Origin of the sequence: Chryseobacterium sp. KCF3-3, assembly GCF_045865955.1 — a bacterium.
In the GTDB taxonomy this organism is placed as follows: Bacteria; Bacteroidota; Bacteroidia; order Flavobacteriales; family Weeksellaceae; genus Chryseobacterium.
Genome location: NZ_AP035792.1, coordinates 3680462 through 3697809 on the forward strand (window position 1 = coordinate 3680462; position 17348 = coordinate 3697809).

Annotated in this window: 13 protein-coding genes; 9 read left to right on the forward strand and 4 right to left on the reverse strand. The window is 36.6% G+C overall.

The window, feature by feature from the left end; genetic code table 11:
• Positions 1–7: 7 nt before the first annotated feature.
• Positions 8–673 (reverse strand): hypothetical protein, encoded by a 666-nt coding sequence (locus ACKTTZ_RS16535; RefSeq protein ID WP_034696292.1) that lies wholly within the window; start codon positions 671–673, stop codon positions 8–10.
• A gap of 4 nt (positions 674–677) precedes the next feature.
• Complete coding sequence (pnuC, locus tag ACKTTZ_RS16540) at positions 678–1340, reverse strand: nicotinamide riboside transporter PnuC (protein ID WP_034696291.1); 663 nt, start codon at positions 1338–1340, stop codon at positions 678–680.
• Between the two features lie 164 nt (positions 1341–1504).
• Between pnuC and ACKTTZ_RS16545 the strand changes: the two genes are divergently transcribed.
• From ACKTTZ_RS16545 to hemN, 3 genes are all read left to right on the forward strand, one after another.
• Entirely contained in the window at positions 1505–3022 is a 1518-nt protein-coding gene (locus tag ACKTTZ_RS16545) for an amino acid permease (protein WP_034696290.1), read from the forward strand.
• A 50-nt stretch (positions 3023–3072) separates the two neighbouring features.
• Positions 3073–4086, forward strand: coding sequence for a WD40/YVTN/BNR-like repeat-containing protein (locus tag ACKTTZ_RS16550; protein WP_407846051.1), 1014 nt, complete (start codon positions 3073–3075; stop codon positions 4084–4086).
• Positions 4087–4264: 178 nt separating this feature from the next.
• Complete coding sequence (hemN, locus tag ACKTTZ_RS16555) at positions 4265–5623, forward strand: oxygen-independent coproporphyrinogen III oxidase (protein WP_034696287.1); 1359 nt, start codon at positions 4265–4267, stop codon at positions 5621–5623.
• Between the two features lie 673 nt (positions 5624–6296).
• Here hemN and ACKTTZ_RS16560 read toward each other — a convergent pair.
• On the reverse strand, positions 6297–7664 hold the full coding sequence (locus ACKTTZ_RS16560; RefSeq protein ID WP_034696286.1) for a sorbosone dehydrogenase family protein: 1368 nt from the start codon (positions 7662–7664) through the stop codon (positions 6297–6299).
• 217 nt (positions 7665–7881) lie between these two features.
• Here ACKTTZ_RS16560 and ACKTTZ_RS16565 point away from each other — a divergent pair, with 217 nt between their 5' ends.
• From ACKTTZ_RS16565 to ACKTTZ_RS16585, 5 genes are all read left to right on the forward strand, one after another.
• Positions 7882–10791 carry a protein translocase subunit SecDF gene (locus ACKTTZ_RS16565; RefSeq protein ID WP_034696285.1) on the forward strand — a complete coding sequence of 970 codons (2910 nt, stop codon included), beginning with the start codon at positions 7882–7884 and terminating at the stop codon, positions 10789–10791.
• Positions 10792–11233: 442 nt separating this feature from the next.
• Positions 11234–11806 (forward strand): hypothetical protein, encoded by a 573-nt coding sequence (locus ACKTTZ_RS16570; protein ID WP_407846052.1) that lies wholly within the window; start codon positions 11234–11236, stop codon positions 11804–11806.
• 82 nt (positions 11807–11888) lie between these two features.
• Positions 11889–13157, forward strand: coding sequence for a hypothetical protein (locus ACKTTZ_RS16575; protein ID WP_407846053.1), 1269 nt, complete (start codon positions 11889–11891; stop codon positions 13155–13157).
• A gap of 215 nt (positions 13158–13372) precedes the next feature.
• Positions 13373–14626: a TCR/Tet family MFS transporter gene (locus ACKTTZ_RS16580; protein WP_034696282.1), complete on the forward strand. Its 1254-nt coding sequence runs from the start codon at positions 13373–13375 to the stop codon at positions 14624–14626.
• 108 nt (positions 14627–14734) lie between these two features.
• Positions 14735–15538, forward strand: a complete 804-nt coding sequence (locus tag ACKTTZ_RS16585) for an arylamine N-acetyltransferase family protein (RefSeq protein ID WP_407846054.1) — start codon at positions 14735–14737, stop codon at positions 15536–15538.
• Positions 15539–15616: 78 nt separating this feature from the next.
• On the opposite strand, the gene ACKTTZ_RS16590 is transcribed toward ACKTTZ_RS16585, so the two are convergent.
• A complete protein-coding gene (locus ACKTTZ_RS16590; RefSeq protein ID WP_034696280.1) occupies positions 15617–16564 on the reverse strand; it encodes a hypothetical protein in 948 nt (315 codons plus the stop codon).
• A 440-nt stretch (positions 16565–17004) separates the two neighbouring features.
• Between ACKTTZ_RS16590 and ACKTTZ_RS16595 the strand changes: the two genes are divergently transcribed.
• Complete coding sequence (locus ACKTTZ_RS16595) at positions 17005–17346, forward strand: twin-arginine translocase TatA/TatE family subunit (protein WP_034696279.1); 342 nt, start codon at positions 17005–17007, stop codon at positions 17344–17346.
• Positions 17347–17348 lie beyond the last annotated feature (2 nt).

Sequence of the window (17348 nt, forward strand, 5' to 3'; positions counted from 1 at the left end):
AATCGTTTTATCTAAAGCCGCCTCCGCCGCTCTGCTGTCTGCTTGAACTGGTGCTTTGGCTGCCTGAGCTATTTCTAAATCCACCGCCAGAAGATTCTGATCTGCTGCTTTCAGAATTTCTGAAACCGCTGTTATTCTGGTTTCCCTGATTGTTCTGATTACTGCTGTTTTGATTTCTGAATCCGCTGTTACTGTTAGAATTTCTGAAACCACTGTTGTTTTGATTTCCCTGATTGTTTTGATAACCACTATTCTGGTTTCTGAATCCGCTGTTGCTGTTGGAGTTTCTATTATTATTGAATCCTCCGTTATTATTGTATGAACCGTTACTGTTCGTTGTACGCGTATTCTGGAATCCGTTTTGAGGTCTTGATGAAGAAGAAGATCTTCTTTCTACATAGACTTTTCTTCTGGAGTTGTTATAACTGTCATAATAATAAGGAATGCCATTATCATAGTAATAATTAACGTTGTTTCTGTAATAATAGCCGTCATTGCCCCAATATCCACCGCTTCCGTAGTATCCTGAAGGAGCATAATAATACCCATTGTTGTAATAGGGATCACCATATCCGTAACCACTATTGCTTCCGTATCCGTCAGTATATGCTAAACAAGAGGTTAAACTGGTAATAGCAAAAATACTGATTGCTATTTTAAATAAATTTTTCATGACTTTATTGTACTTTTTTTTCTTTAAAACTTTTTTTCCAATTGACGTATCCTAAGATCGCCATTATAGTAAATACCAAATATTGAACCGAAGTGATTCCAAGTCCCTTAAAAATCATCATAGGGATGCAAATAAGATCTCCGAGAATCCAGAAAATCCAGCTCTCAATGCGCTGTTTGGCCATCAACCACATTCCTACTAAAAATATGGAAGTGGTAAAAATATCCATCCAATTGGCCCAATCGAGATGATATAATCCCAAATAAGCACCTTCTAAATGATCAATGTAAGGTTTACAATAATAAATAAAAGTAACAAATCCCAAACTCAGCACAAAAAGAATACTTGCATGTATCCATTCTTTTCGGGTAGCCCATGTAACTTCTACATGAACATGATCTTCAGAATTTCTTGCCCATAGAACCCATCCATAAATACTCATGACAGTATAATAGACGTTAATCATACAGTCTCCCAGCAGCCCGGCATTGAAAAGAAGATATACGTAGATCAGGGTTGAAATAATGCCGGTAGGGTATACCCATATATTTTTCTTTATGGAAAAAAATACGCTCAGTATTCCGAAAATTGCACCTGATGCTTCCAACGTAATCTGTAAAGAATCATAGCTTTCATAAGGCTTTACAAAAAGATCATATAAATTCATGCAATCAAAAATAAGCAAAAATATGGACTTTTTAAAATGGATTATATAATGTGTTGTTCAGGTTTTTAAACCTTTAATGTAAAATAAATGAGGAAAGTTTAACGATAAACGTGGGAGTTCCTAAATTTTTTATATTTTCGTAAATCCTTAATAAATAAAAAAACATGTCGAAAATTTGGGTTAAAAAGCCACTAAGTGCCTATGAGGCAGATATGAAGAAAAGTGAGCTGAAAAAAGTCCTTGGAAAATGGAGTTTAACAGCAATTGGAGTAGGTGCTATTATCGGTGGTGGAATCTTTGTTCTTACAGGAACAGGAGCCTATTATCATGCAGGACCAGCACTTGCAATTTCCTTTATCATAGCAGGGATCGCCTGCGTTTTTGCTGCATTGTGCTATGCAGAGTTTGCATCCATTATTCCTGTAGAGGGTTCAGCTTATGCTTATGCATATGGAACAGTAGGAGAAATTTTTGCATGGGCCATGGGATGGTGTCTCATCCTCGAGTACGCCATGGCGAGTATGGCGGTTTCCGTGAGTTGGTCCGGATATTTTAACAAATTTTTGAAGATTTTTAATATTCACTTGCCCGCTTATCTGACATCAGATCCGGCAAGTTATACCGGAGATGGTTTTTCAATGAACCTGCCAGCATTTATTCTGGTTCTTTTAATTACTGCATTATTGGTAAAGGGAACTAAAGAAGCTGCAGGAGCGAATAATCTGATCGTTTTAATGAAAACTTCAGCGGTTATCTTTGTAATTATCGCTGGTGTATATATTATTTTCTCTAATACAGATCTTTACAATGCAGTAGATGGTGTTAAAAACTGGAAGCCTTTTATTCCGGATCAGGTTCAGATTAAAAATTCTGAAGGAGATATGGTTTCTGCCTACGGTATTAAAGGAATTATTTCCGGAGCAGCAGCTATTTTCTTTGCTTATATCGGTTTTGATGCTGTTTCTACACAAGCTGGAGAGGCTATTAACCCTAAGAAAGATGTACCTTTCGCTATTATTGCTTCATTATTGGTTTGTACTGCTTTATATATCTGTGTATCTCTTGTATTAACAGGGATGATGCATTATACAGACTTTAACCCGGAAGGAAAATATCCGGATGCTATCAAAGCTCCTGTAGCGTATGCTTTTGAAATTGCAGGAAAACACTGGGCGAGTAATATTGTAACCATTGCAGCTACTGTAGGATTAATTTCCGTAGTAATGGTAATGATGATGGGACAGTCCAGAATCTTCATCGGGATGGCAAAAGACGGATTGATTCCTAAATTCTTCGGTGATCTTCATCCAAAAACAAAAACACCTTACAAAGGAATCATTTTGTTAGGACTTGTGGTAGCATTGATCGCAGCATTTACCCCAATTTCAACATTGGCAGATATGACAAGTTTCGGAACTCTATTCGCATTTACCCTGGTTTGTATTGCCGTTTGGGTGATGAGAAAAAAAGAACCTAATTTGATCAGACCTTTCAAAGTTCCGGCTTACAAAATAGTGGTAGCATTAGGAGTATTTATCAATATTTATTTGATCTTTAACTTAAGTGCTCATGCTTTGGAGCTTTCTGCAGTATGGTTGTTCTTAGGAGGTTTAGTATACTTCCTGTATGGAAAATCAAACAGTAAGCTTAACAATCCTGAAAAATATCAGAATCAAGATTAATCATCATATTAAACCGCTTCGGCGGTTTTTTTTGTCCCAATACTATTACTATGAAAAATATTTTGTCCATTTTATTCCTGTCCATAGGATTTACAGCGTTTTCCCAACAGGTGGAAAGTCTTGAAACCATTCTTAATGATAAGATCAGTATCAGAGCTCTTGAATTATATGACAATAAGGTCTGGTACAGCGGTACAGATTCTAAATTTGGATTTGTAGATCTTAAAGACTATAAAAACCAGAAACAGATCAAGCTATCTGAAGAAAAACTTCAGTTCAGAACATTAGCACAGGACAAAACGACTTTTTATGCAATCAACATCGAAAGTCCAGGACGTTTCTTTGTCATTGATAAGAAAACTCTGAAATCACAGGTTGTTTTTAAAGATACAGCCAAAACTGCTTTTTATGATGCCTTACATTTTGTGAATGATAAGCTGGCCTATACTTTTAGTGATGCAGATAAAGATCAGATGTTGAAGCTGGCTGTTTACAAAGACGGGAAATGGAGTATGTTTAAGAATAATGTAAAATTAAATGAGGGTGAAGCTGCTTTTGCTGCAAGTAATACCAATATTTCATCCTCTAAAAAATACTTATGGATTGCCACCGGAGGAAAAGCTTCAAGAATTTTAAGAATGAATCTGAAAGATGAAAAATTTGAAATATTCAATACCCCATTTGTACAGGGAGAATCTTCACAGGGAATGTATTCTGTAGATTTTTTTGATGAAAGCTTTGGAATTGCAGCTGGAGGAGATTATACAAAACAGGATGCTAATATCAATAATATCGCAACCACAAGTGATGCAGGGAAAACCTGGCAGATTCAGGCTTCAGGACAGAATGCAGGATATACAACCTGCGTGAAAATAAAGCCGGGATCCAAAGGAAAAGAAATTATTGCAGTAGGAGATAAGCACATCAGTTATTCCTCAGATTTTGGAAAAACATGGACGAAAATTTCTGATGAGAAAGGCTTCTTTGTCTGTCAGTGGATTGATGCTAACCATGTGGTTCTTGCAGGAAATAACAGAATTGCAGTGATGAAATTAAAATTTTAAATATCAGGAATAGAATTTATCACTATTTGTCAAAAGCCTGATCATACGTATTTAGACTCATTATAAAATAGAACCTAATATAATTCATAGGTTAAAATTCATAACTAATGGTTAATTTTGTAAGATGAAATTTAAATGATGTTAAATTTCATGTCCTTATAAAATTTTAATTTTCAAAATGAACTCTTTAATAGATAAGTATAATATTCCCGGACCGCGTTACACTTCTTATCCTACCGTTCCATATTGGGATGAATCAACATTCTCATCGGAAAAATGGAAGGAAACTGTAATCAGGTCTTTTCATGAAAGCAATGCAGAGGAGGGAATTTCTATTTACATCCATTTGCCTTTCTGTGAGGCATTATGTACGTTCTGTGCTTGCCATAAGCGTATTACCAAACAACATAGTGTTGAAATACCTTATCTGGAAAGTGTTTTAAAGGAATGGAAACTGTATCTTGATCTTTTCAACGAAAGACCTAAACTGAAAGAATTACACCTTGGAGGTGGTACTCCTACGTTTTTCTCTCCTGAGAATTTAAGAACATTATTGGAAGGTATTTTTTCATCGGTAGATATTGCGGAACATCCTGAATTTTCTTTTGAAGGACATCCAAACAATACTACGAAAGAACATCTTCAGACCTTATATGATCTCGGCTTCAGAAGAGTAAGTTTTGGAGTTCAGGATTATGATCCTAAAGTTCAGAAAGCGATCAACAGAATCCAGCCTTTTGAAAATGTAAAAAATGTTACAGAATGGGCTAAGGAAATTGGGTACAGAGGAATCAGTCATGATCTTGTTTTCGGATTGCCGCACCAGAATTGGGATGCAATGGAGCACACTATAAGAAAGACAATGGAGCTGAAACCGGACAGACTGGCATTCTACTCTTACGCACACGTTCCATGGGTGAAAGGTGTTGGACAAAGAGGATTTGATGAAAATGACCTTCCAAGTGGAGAAGAGAAACGCCGTTTGTATGAAGATGGGAAAAAGCTTCTTCAGGATTTAGGATATATTGAAGTAGGAATGGATCACTTCTCTCTTGAGCATGATGATCTGTATCAGTCTTTGATTCATAAAAAACTACACAGAAATTTCATGGGCTATACTTCCAGCAATACCCAGCTGATGGTTGGACTTGGGATGTCTGCCATTTCAGATTCTTGGTATGCTTTTGCTCAGAATGTAAAAACAGTGGAAGAGTATCAGAAAATGGTTGAAGAGGGTGAGATTCCTGTTGTAAAAGGACATGTTCTGAGCGATGAGGATCTTACGGTAAGAAGGCATATTCTGAATCTGATGTGTCAGCTTGAAACCACTTTTGATATTAATAATTCTTTCCCTGAGCTTGACAATGCACTGGAAATGTTGAAAGAAATGGAAAATGACGGTTTGGTTGAAATCAACGGAACTGAAGTTAAAATAACAGAAGCCGGAAGAGCATTCACGAGAAATGTAGCGATGGTTTTTGATCTGAGAATGATGAGAAATAAACCTGAAACAAGGATTTTCTCAATGACTATATAAAACAAAAGCGGCTGTCCAAAAAGTTTGGGCAGTCTCTTTTGTTATAAAGAAAAAGAATTTAGGAGAGTTTGAGAGTCATATCAATGTCTTGATTCAACCTTGGATCTGACATTTATATAAAAACCATTCTTGTTCGATAAAATTTAAATAGAATTAACAGGTCGCTCCTCCGGAGCTCTAATTTTAAAATAAATACGTCCTATTAACAGTCAGCTCCTATTGGAGCTGGATTTGATCCCATCGGGATCAACTGTTAGTAGAAAAAATGAGATCGCCATAAAATAAAGCTCCGAAGGAGCGACCTGTTAATTCATGCCGTAAATATTGATATTTCCAATGTATTTACACTTTTTATCAGGCAGTAATAATACAAGAGGCTGTCCAAAAAGTTTGGGCAGTTTCAATTTTTTGTTGAGATGGCTTATTTTGAACTTGTTTAAACTTTTTTGAAACATTAAGATTGCATTAAGGTGTTTAGAGTATTAAGATGAGCTTCGCTTTAAGCTTAAAAATCAGAATGATTTATCTTAACTTAACTATGCTTTACTGCTTAAATCCTTCTTAATGGTTTAAGAAATATCCAATGTTTTTTGCTTAGTGAAACGCCTTTGCGATCGTTTTTTATAGAATTTAAAAGCCTTAGCGTTTCGTTGGCGTTTACAACCAGCTACTACTATTTAATAATCAATTTCTGGCTATATGATTTCAGTTCCCCGGATTTTAGATTAATATAATAAACTCCGGCAGGAATCCCCGAAATATTAATTCCTTTGCCATTAATAATCTGATCCGTTTCCATAACCTTTCTTCCCTCTGCACTGATGATTTCCAGGGTTGCTTTTTTATCTTTCACTCCCTCAATGAAAATTTCTTTGGAAGCAGGATTAGGATAAACTTTTATTGTGCCTAAAGTATTTTCATTAGTTCCTAAAGTTCCTGTGGATATTTTGAAAATTTTTCCATTGCTCAAATCTGCTACATACAATCCTTTCTGATAATCTTCTCCAAAAGTAGAAAAGTTATTTCCGGAATAAGGAGTCGTCCACGTAATGGCATTATTGGTATCCAGAATTCCGATCTGAGAAGAACAATAGTCAGCAAAGAAATATTTCCCCTGAAGTGACGGGTATTGGCTTCCTCTGTAGACATAACCACCCGTGATAGAACATTTTCCGCCAGAATGGTTATATACAGCAACAGGGAAGGTCATGGTGGATTGGGCAGCACATCCTGCAGTATTGTAGGCATTATTCCCTTCATAGCAGCGCCAGCCATAATTTAATCCGGCTGTAGTAATAGGCATTTTATTGATTTCTTCTATTGCTCCCTGACCAACATCCGCAATCATGGCATTGCCGGTAGTCAGATCAAAAGAAAATTTCCAGGCATTTCTAAGGCCGTAAGCCCATATCTCGTCTGCACCATCCACTCCGGCTCCGGCAAAAGGGTTGTCTGGTGGAATATTGTAAGGGCCGGTAGCATCTACATCTATTCTCAGCATTTTTCCTAATAACACATTTTTATTTTGGGCATTATTATTAGGGTCGCCACCACTTCCTCCGTCTCCGGTGATGATCCAGAGCTTTCCGTCAGGAGCAAAATGAATGCTTCCTCCATTGTGATTGTCAAATGGCTTGGGAATATTCAGCAGTATTTTTTCTGAAGCAGGATCTGCTACGTTGGGGTCTGTAGAACTTACACTGTACCTGGCAACAATAATATTGCCTGAAAGGTTGTTATAATACACAAAAAAATACCCGTTGGTAGAGTATTGAGGATGAAATGCAAGACCGAGAAGGCCTCTTTCACCGCCGAAAGTAATTTTTGATCCGATATTCAGAAAATGGGTTGTGTTAATTGTCCCATTGGGTTGAATAATTTTAATGATGCCGTCCTGTTGAACCACAAAAAGACGGTTGTCATTGGCGTTCGTAATCTCTACAGGACTGGTAAGCCCCGTGGCAAATTCTTCCAAATTAATGCTTTGAGAATTAACAATTAAGGAAGAAAAAATACTGATGCAAAAAAGTAATTTTTTCATAATATTTTGATAGTTAGTGCGTTGATATGATGAATGAAAATTTTATACCAATCATATTTTGAAAACTTCGTTATGATAGTATGAAAAAATTGTTAAATCTTAAATAGAAATCACGATACCAATATATCTGGAAATAAACCATTTCTGTTGTTAAAAATTCATAAAATACAAGAAAATCATTATATTTGCCGACTTAATTTAACGTAGTTATAACAAAATGCAAGGAAAAGGACTTATTACAATTGTCGCTATTGTACTAGGGTTGATTTGCTTAAACGAGCTATTACCAACATGGTACGCCAGCAAAATTGAAAAGCAGGCGACTGCTATTGCAGGAGACAATCCGGAGAAGTATCAAAAAGAAATCGCAAGACTTTCTAAGGATACTTTGAATTTAGGATTCACAAAACTTTATTACACTAAAGCCAAAGACAAGGAAATGAAACTTGGTCTTGACTTGAAAGGAGGGATCAACGTTCTTTTGGAAATCAACCAAAGAGATCTTGTGAATGATTTAACCAATTATTCTACAAATCCTGTTCTTATTGAGGCTTTAAACAAAACTGATGAAGCACAGAAGAATTCTACTAAACCTTACATCGACAACTTCTTTGAGCAGTTCGATGTAATTAACAAAGCTAAAGGGACAAACCTTAAGTTGGCAGATCCGGAAATTTTCGGAAATACAACCCTTACTGAGGTGAAGTACAACACGCCTGATGAGCAGGTGAAAAGCATTGTTAAAAGAAAAATCGATGCATCTGTAGGAACAGCTTTCGAGGTAATCAGAACGAGAATTGATAAGCTTGGAGCCATCCAGCCAAACGTTCAGAGAGTACCTGGTACAGCTAGAATTTCTGTGGAAATGCCTGGTATGAAGGACATCGATAAAGTGAAGAAAATGCTTCAGACTTCTGCAAAACTTCAGTTCTGGGAAGTACAGCAGGTTCCTGAAATTGCGCCTTATTTCCAGACTTTGACAACTATGGTTGCTACAAAAGGAGATTCTATGGGAGTGGCAAAAAATGTGAACTTCATGAGCCTTTTACAGCTTGACAAATTAAGAACAAATGGTGTTGCTAACGTAAAACTATCTGATACTGCTGTTGTAAACAAAATCTTAAACAGCAAAGTAGGTCAGTCTTTACGTCCGTCTAACATTAAATATACACAGTTCATGTGGGGTTACAAACCTGAAGCTACAGATAGCGAAAGCTTAGTATTGTATGCGATCAGAGGTAACATCAACCAGAAAGCTCCGGTAGACGGTGCTGTTGAAACTGCAAATATCAGCTACGATGAACTAAGCAGAGTAGTGGTAGATATGCAGATGGACTCTAAAGGAGCAAAAGAGTGGAAAACATTAACTGAGAAAAATGTTGGAAAACCGGTTGCAGTAACTCTTGATAACAGAGTATACACAGCTCCTAACGTTGTAGGTGCTATCCCTAACGGTAGAACTCAGATCTCTGGTAACTTCTCTCAGGAAGAAGCTAAAGAATTGGTAGACGTGTTAGGTGCTGGTAAATTGCCTGCAGGTGCAAAAGTAGTTCAGGCTACCGTTGTAGGTCCATCTTTAGGGCAAGAGGCTATTGATTCTGGTTTAATGTCGTTTATCATTGCATTCGCTATTATCATTGTTTATATCATTTTCTACTACGGTGGAGCTGGTGTATATGCGGTAATTGCAATGGTGATCAACTTATTCTATATTTTCGGTATCATGGATTCGGGTGACTTTACCCTTACGCTTCCAGGTATCGCGGGTATCGTTCTTACGATGGCAGTAGCGGTCGATACGAACGTTATCATTTATGAAAGAACTAAAGAAGAATTATTCGCTGGGAAAAGTATCCTTGAAGCTTACAAAGATGGTTTCAAACATGCATTAAACGCGATTATCGATGGTCACACTACTACTTTCCTAACGGCAGTTGTATTGTTCTTCTTCGGAACAGGACCTATCAAAGGTTTTGCATTGACGTTGATGATCGGTATTTTAATGACATTATTCACGTCTGTATTGCTTTCAAGAGTAATGATCTTCTCAAGATTAAATAAAGGAAAAGGACTTTCTGTTTGGACTCCGGCTACGAAGAACCTATTCAGAAATACCTGGATCGATTTCATCGGAAAGAGAAAATATGCTTACATCGTTTCTGCTGTTCTTACCGTTATTTGTGTGATTTCAATCGCAACGCATGGTTTCAAATACGGTATCGACTTTACCGGTGGTAGAAACTATGTGGTAAGATTTGATAAAGATGTAAAAGCTGAAGATGTTGAAGAAAAATTAGTAGCATTATTCAAAACTGAAGACGGTAAAAACTCTTCTGTAGAAGCTAAAACTTTCGGAAACAACAAACAATTAAAGATTTCTACCGATTACCTTATCGAGGACGAATCTTTAAAAGCTGACCAGATTATCGAACAGAAATTATTCGAAGGTTTAAAATCAAACTTACCGGCAGGAACTACATTGAAAGATTTCAAATCTGCTGATAAAGACCACGCAGGAATTATCTCTTCTGAGAAAGTAGGACCTTCTGTTGCTGATGATATCCAGACTCACGGTATCTATGCGGTATTAGCTGCATTAGCAATGATCTTCATTTATATCTTAGTAAGATTTAGAAAATGGCAGTTCTCTCTTGGAGCAGTTGCTGCTCTATTCCACGATGCGGTAATTATCTTAGGAGCATATTCATTGCTTCACAAATATATGCCGTTCAACATGGAGATCAACCAGGATTTCATTGCTGCGATTCTTACTGTATTAGGATACTCAATTAACGATACCGTAATTATCTTCGACAGAATTAGAGAATACCTGAGAGAGAAAAAATCTTTAACATTAGCAGGTCTGTTTGATGACTCTATTTCAAGTACATTGGGTAGAACATTCAACACCTCATTCACTACGATTTTGGTTATCCTTGCGATCTTCATCTTCGGTGGTGATAACTTGAGAGGATTCATGTTTGCGATGTTAATCGGTATTGGATTCGGTACTTATTCATCCATCTTTATTGCGTCTGCAATTGCTTACGACTTCCTTAAAACAGGGAAAGAAGAAGAGGTACATGGAAAATCCACTTCTGCTAAAGAAGAACTTGCTTCAAAGTAATACAAACTACAATAAATTAGTAAAGACCGTTTCGAAAGAAGCGGTCTTTTTTTTATATACTTATCCGTTTTTTTTCTTTTTGATCATTTCAAATGATAAATAGGGTATCTCACCCTAACTATTTGAAAGCTTTTGTTTTAAATGATTAAATTTTCATCTAGTTTTTAATTATTTTATCTGTTTTCTATTGGTAATTATTTATTAGTGTTTTTTAAACCTTGTTTTTATAATTTATATTGTAGATTTTACTTTTTTTAATGAGTTTTAATTGGAGTTATATATAATAACTCTAATTTTAGAGAATAATTGTATTGTGTGTAATTGTTGAATAATAAAGGGTTTTTGTGAGTTTATATGGAAATAATTATTTTAATTGAAAAATATTAAAAAATAAGAGTTTTATGTAGTAAAATATTTTATATTTATATAAAACAAAACAAAAATGAAAATCGAAAAATTATTAGTTGCTGTGGCATTATGTGCTGCTAGTTTCCTTTTAGCACAGGTAGGAATTGGAACTCCTAATCCTGATAAAAGTGCTGCCTTAGATATTACGAATACCACTAAAGGTGTACTGATCCCAAGAATTTCCAATCTGTCAACAATAGCCACACCGGCCAACGGCTTGCTGGTTTATGATCTCCAAAGACAGGCATTAACTCAGAATATAGGAACTCCTTCCAGTCCTAACTGGGTTCCCATCAGTGGTAATATTGTTAAGTTTTTCTATATGCCGTCCATCAGTATTGATACCTCTAATTTAGGTACAGGAAGAACAAAAGATTTGTTCCAGCTTTATAAGGCTCAGTTTTCGACCCCTAAGGTCTCAAGTACGGGAGCTCCAGGGGGAATTCCTTTCTTTGCTAATGCATCAGATTTGTATTATTATGTTACCGATTTTGATAATACTGTATTGAGTAATGTAAGCATTGATCCCAATGGAATATTGAAATATGATGTGGTAGGAACGGCAACGGCCTGCTCTTTTGTCAACATTGTATTTGTAATCAAATAATTTGAAGTGACATACAGTCATTATGATCATCCTTATCCAGGGATGAGTGTCTACCACGTATAATTAACTTTAAAAATTATTGATGATGAAAACAATTTCAATAGTACGCTGTTTGCTTATGGTAATATGTCTTTTTGTATCAGGCAAAGTGGCATCGCAGGAGATGGTTGCCCTTCCCAATGGTGGATGTGGAAGATTATTGGATACCAATACCTCAAGTTCAAGTGATGGTGGTTTTCTTTGTTTCAGATTAGGAAAAGAAGCTGTTAATCCTAATAATATGACGGATACGGATGTCAACTCATATGCATCTTTGAAACCAGGAACTGGTGCCGGACTATTCTGTAGTATGTATATCGGGGTAGGAACTTCGGGAGCCGATTTTCAGGCTAATAAACCTGTTTATATTGATTTTGCTTCCGATGGATTCAATTTTAATCCCAGTTTTAATGGGGGGAATTTTGTTTTCTACAATAATGGGCAGGAAGTCTATCGTACTGGTATCAACGGGCATTTCTTCTTTGATTTCGGAGATAATCAGGAGCGAAGAATTATTAAAGTAATTCCGACAGCTGCATGGGATGAAGTGCAGTTGGCTTTCGGAGAAGCTATTGGTATTGGTTTTTCCTTCAGCCAGATGAGAGTATATAACATTCTTTCAGAGTATTATCTGGCTCCTATGACCTTTCTGTCTCAGCCTTCTGATAAAACAGTTGCTGCCGGAGGATCTACAACGATGACAGCGGTAATCAATAATACTTCTACAGATGAAACACCGGATAATATTACCTATCAGTGGCAGGTTCTTATCGGAAGTACATGGACTAATCTTGCAAACGGGTTCAACTATGCGAATGTCACTTCATCTACTCTTAGTATTAATAATGTTCCTGCAGGATTTCACAATAATCAGTACAGAGTTGTTGCCAATTCCAGCTTCCATACCTGTTCCTTCCAGGCAATTTCTACTGTGGGACGACTTTTTGTCAACTCAGTGAATGCTCCCGGAACTATTTCAGCGGATCAGACAATATGTATGGATATCAGCAATGATCCTGCTGCATTTAGTCAGACTACAGCGGCGCAGGTAAGTGGTTCTGCAGAATATCAGTGGCAAAGCTCCGCAGATAACGTAACATTTGTAAATATTACCAACGCTACATCTGCTACTTATGATGCTCCGCCTATTACACAAACTGCTTATTACCGTCGGGGAGTAAGATCTGTTCTGAACGGAAACACAACGGCTTATCAATACAGCAATGTGGTAAAAGTAACGGTAAAACAAAGTTGTTTGATTAAGTGTATCATAACAAACAGAATGATATACACAACGTTGAACAGCAACTAAGATTGGTCTCTAATTAAGGATAGTAACCTGTTTCAAATTCATTTTTGGAGCAGGTTTATTCTTTATGTTCGGTAGGAAAATGCGGGAAAAATAAAGCTGTGGTAAATGTAATATATTATTTAATAACGTTTTAGTCTTTTTGCTTTTTAAAATTTATATGAAGTATTCATAATTTAGAATCATTATTTTTCAGATTTGATTAATTTTGCACCATCATGGAAAATTCAAAGAAAAAAGCGGCTATAGGCTTCATATTTATTACTTTACTGATCGATATTACAGGATGGGGAATCATCATTCCTGTTGTTCCTAAATTAATTGAGGAACTTATTCATGCAGATATTAGTGAAGCCGCAAAATATGGTGGCTGGTTGGGATTTGCCTATGCATTTACACAATTTATATTCTCTCCGTTAGTAGGAAACCTTAGTGATAAATACGGACGAAGACCCATCATTCTAATTTCTCTTTTCGGATTTGCAGTAGATTATATTTTCCTTGCACTGGCTCCCACGATCTGGTGGTTATTTTTGGGAAGAGTTATTGCGGGGATTACAGGAGCAAGTGTCACCACGGCCAGTGCTTATATTGCAGATATTTCCACGGATGAAGACAGAGCTAAGAATTTCGGCCTGATAGGTGCTGCTTTTGGGCTCGGATTTATCATAGGACCTGTTCTGGGTGGAGTTCTTGGACATTATGGAGCCAGAGTTCCTTTCTATGCGGCTGCCGGCCTGTGTCTGCTTAATTTCCTTTATGGATACTTCATTCTTCCTGAAAGTTTGGATAAAGATAAAAGAAGAGAATTCGACTGGAAACGTGCCAATCCCATTGGTTCATTTAAGTTTTTAGGGAAACACCCTGAAATTTCAGGTTTGATTGTTTCTTTGATCTTAATCTATATTGCAGGTCATGCTGTACAGAGCAACTGGAGTTTCTTTACCATGTATAAGTTCAGCTGGACAGAAAGAATGGTTGGAATCTCCTTAGGAGTTGTAGGTTTGTTGGTAGGTCTCGTACAGGGTGGTCTTATCAGATATACAACCCCAAGACTGGGAGAACAGAAAAGTATTTATTACGGATTGGCTTTCTATGCGGTAGGAATGTTATTGTTTGCCTTTGCTTCAGAAGGTTGGATGATGTTTGTTTTTCTCGTACCTTATTGTTTAGGAGGAATCTGCGGACCGGCTTTACAATCGGTTATTACGAAAAGTGTTCCTTCCAATGAACAGGGAGAACTTCAGGGAGCATTAACGAGTTTAATGAGTGCTACATCCATTATCGGACCTCCAATGATGACTAATTTATTTTATTATTTCACCCATGATGAAGCGCCGTTCAAATTTTCCGGTGCACCTTTCTTTTTAGCTTTTATTTTAATGGCAATCAGCGTGGTAATTACCTATTCTGCTTTTCAGAAGAAAAATAAAAATTTAGTTGATGTGACTTCAAAAAAAGATTTTCATTAAATAGATTTGTTCTATTGATGAGATATAGATGATTTTGGGTTACATCTTTCAATAATTTTACATGAGTGAAATAGTTTTACTCATTGTTGAAACAGGAAAAACCAAATTATGAATACATCAGAACTGGAAAAGTATTTTGAACGGATTCATTTCTCCGGAAGTCCGGAATTGAGTTTGGAGACATTGAAAAGAATACATCAGCTCCATCCCAAGTATATTCCCTTTGAGAATATTGATTCTTATACAGGAATTGTTCCTTCTTTGAATGTAGATGATGTTTTCAGAAAACTGGTTATTGAATCCAGAGGTGGATACTGCTATGAACAAAATCTGCTTTTAAGTGAAGTTTTAAAAAAATTAGGATTCAATGTAAAACTCCAGCTTGGAAGGGTAGTGTGGGGAAGACAGGAAGATAGTATTGCTGCGCAGACTCATCTATTGCTTATTGTTGATTTTGAAGAAGAAAAATATGTGGTAGACTGCGGATTTGGAACAGCCACCCTTACTGCACCAGTACTTTTAAATGAAGAAGAACAGCAGCAAACACCCAACGGAATATTTAAAGTTTCCCATAAAGAAGAAACCTATACACTTTGGATGTGGAAAGAACAATGGCTTCCGGTGTACCGATTTATTCCTGAGTATGTAGAACCTATTGATCTTGATATTTCCAACTGGTATTTGTCTACTCATCCGGATTCTCATTTTAAGAACAGACTGATTCTTTCAAAAGTAGATGAGAATGCCCGCTACACTTATACAGACCATGTACTGAATATCCGGTCTGATGATGGTGAAAAAGAATCTATAAGGATAGAAAATGATGTACAGCTCTATGAGATATTGATTAATACTTTCGGACTTAAAGAAAATGCAATAGAAGCATTGAAGTCAAAAGTCAGGATCTGGTAGAACTTATAAAATACAATAAACGGGAAGCTCAGTGAGCTTCCCGTTTTGATTAAAATCTGATTTTTATGAGGATAACTATTATGGATAAAGGGATTTTGTCCCGTTACTTACAATATTACTGCCCAATCCGGAGAATGATACAGAGAAATTAGTGGAATTAAAGCTCAAAGAACCTGTAGGTGTACAAAGTCCCAGTGCATAACGACATTGTCCGTAAGCTCCTGTCTTTTTGGTAATCTTACTTTCACTTTTTGCTTTTCCTAAACTGATATATCCCCAGTCACTTACATCTGCATTGGACACCGTAGACCCTGAATAATAAATGGTAATCTGATATCCTGCTTCACCTCGTTTAGAACCCCAAAGCCAGTTGGCTGTCCACCATTGTTTATACCATGTAGAAACCACTTTTGAAGCCTGATTGTTCGATGCTTCCGAATTTCCACGGGTATCCATCATCACAAGACCTCCGAAGATATTATCCCAGATAATTCCTGAATCACCATAAAAACATAAGGTGGTAAATTTCCCGTTTTTGCCGTTCCATGTTACTTCCATAACCTGGGTGCCTGGTTTTACTTCTTCGGTGATGGCTTCTTTTAACCCTTGTTGTGCGATTGTTAAATCCTCACCATTATACAAATCTCCAATTTTTCCGATTTTTACAGAAGATGGATCCATAATATTTCCGGATGCAATGAACTGATCTTTATCTGTAATCAGTTTTTTGGAAAGTTCTACCCCTTGTTGGGTTGAAATTTTTCCTAATACAGCCACTCCAACAATTTGTAAATCATTTTTTAAATAAGTTTCAAGATTTTTGGTGGATTCATTCAGTTGAAGCTGTACTGCTTCAGGAACAAGTTGAGAAGAAGAAGGAGTGATTTCTTTTTTCAGCTCATCTATGGTTGTCTTAGCCTGAACCGCTTCCTGTTGGCTCATTTCGTTGTTTTCATTCTGGCAGCTTTGGAATGCCAATACCGATAACACGGCGAAAACTTTAAAAGTAGTCACTAGTTTTTTCATAATTAATATTTATTTGGTTGTGCATTATAAATATACAGAATTGTTGTGTAATTCTCATTGTTTTGAATTAAATATTTGTTAATTAATAAGTAGAGGTTGCAGGTTGCAGATGTCAGGTAGTTAAGTTTGAGAGTGGGAGAGTTTGAGGGTTCAAGGTTCTGAGTTTAAAGCTTGTGGGTAAACAGGAATAAAAAAAACCAGCACCTCGCACCTCGTAACAAAATAAACTTGAAACTCGTACCAACACCAAAAACTCGTCTCCAAGCAACCTGCACCAAAATAATCTCGAAACCCGCAACCCGTCCACCAAACATTAAACATTAAACATTAAACTTTGAACTTTGAACTTTGAACCCTGAACTTCATTATAAAATCTTAAAATTTGTTTAAATTTTTAGTTTACATTCCATAAATGCAATAATCTTTCGTAATTTTACGCCATGGAATTAAGCATTGGAGAAATGGCACTCATTGCCATTGCAATCGTTGTATTATTCGGTCCGGATAAACTGCCTCAGATTGCGCGTGACTTAGGTGCAGGCGTTAGAAAGATGCGTGGAGCAGTAGAAGATATCAAAACTGAAATCATGAAGGAAACGGATAATCCTGTTTCTGAAATCAAACGTGAGATTGAGAAAGTAAAAGATGCTGCAAAGGATTTCAACCCGATGAATGATATTCAGAAAGATATTCTGACGGAACCTTCTTCAGTGGCTTCTAATGAGCCTCCAAAACCGAAACCGGCAGATGATGAGACTTACGAAGGACCTGTAAGCAGATAACG

Excerpts from the sequence above, each read along its gene's own strand:
- ACKTTZ_RS16570 (WP_407846052.1), top strand. The coding sequence starts at position 11,234 with ATGAAAATCGAAAAATTATTAGTTGCTGTGGCATTATGTGCTGCTAGT.
- ACKTTZ_RS16590 (WP_034696280.1), bottom strand. The coding sequence starts at position 16,564 with ATGAAAAAACTAGTGACTACTTTTAAAGTTTTCGCCGTGTTATCGGTA.
- ACKTTZ_RS16545 (WP_034696290.1), top strand. The coding sequence starts at position 1,505 with ATGTCGAAAATTTGGGTTAAAAAGCCACTAAGTGCCTATGAGGCAGAT.
- ACKTTZ_RS16535 (WP_034696292.1), bottom strand. The coding sequence starts at position 673 with ATGAAAAATTTATTTAAAATAGCAATCAGTATTTTTGCTATTACCAGT.
- ACKTTZ_RS16550 (WP_407846051.1), top strand. The coding sequence starts at position 3,073 with ATGAAAAATATTTTGTCCATTTTATTCCTGTCCATAGGATTTACAGCG.
- ACKTTZ_RS16585 (WP_407846054.1), top strand. The coding sequence starts at position 14,735 with ATGAATACATCAGAACTGGAAAAGTATTTTGAACGGATTCATTTCTCC.
- ACKTTZ_RS16580 (WP_034696282.1), top strand. The coding sequence starts at position 13,373 with ATGGAAAATTCAAAGAAAAAAGCGGCTATAGGCTTCATATTTATTACT.
- pnuC (WP_034696291.1), bottom strand. The coding sequence starts at position 1,340 with ATGAATTTATATGATCTTTTTGTAAAGCCTTATGAAAGCTATGATTCT.
- ACKTTZ_RS16565 (WP_034696285.1), top strand. The coding sequence starts at position 7,882 with ATGCAAGGAAAAGGACTTATTACAATTGTCGCTATTGTACTAGGGTTG.
- ACKTTZ_RS16560 (WP_034696286.1), bottom strand. The coding sequence starts at position 7,664 with ATGAAAAAATTACTTTTTTGCATCAGTATTTTTTCTTCCTTAATTGTT.
- ACKTTZ_RS16595 (WP_034696279.1), top strand. The coding sequence starts at position 17,005 with ATGGAATTAAGCATTGGAGAAATGGCACTCATTGCCATTGCAATCGTT.
- hemN (WP_034696287.1), top strand. The coding sequence starts at position 4,265 with ATGAACTCTTTAATAGATAAGTATAATATTCCCGGACCGCGTTACACT.
- ACKTTZ_RS16575 (WP_407846053.1), top strand. The coding sequence starts at position 11,889 with ATGATGAAAACAATTTCAATAGTACGCTGTTTGCTTATGGTAATATGT.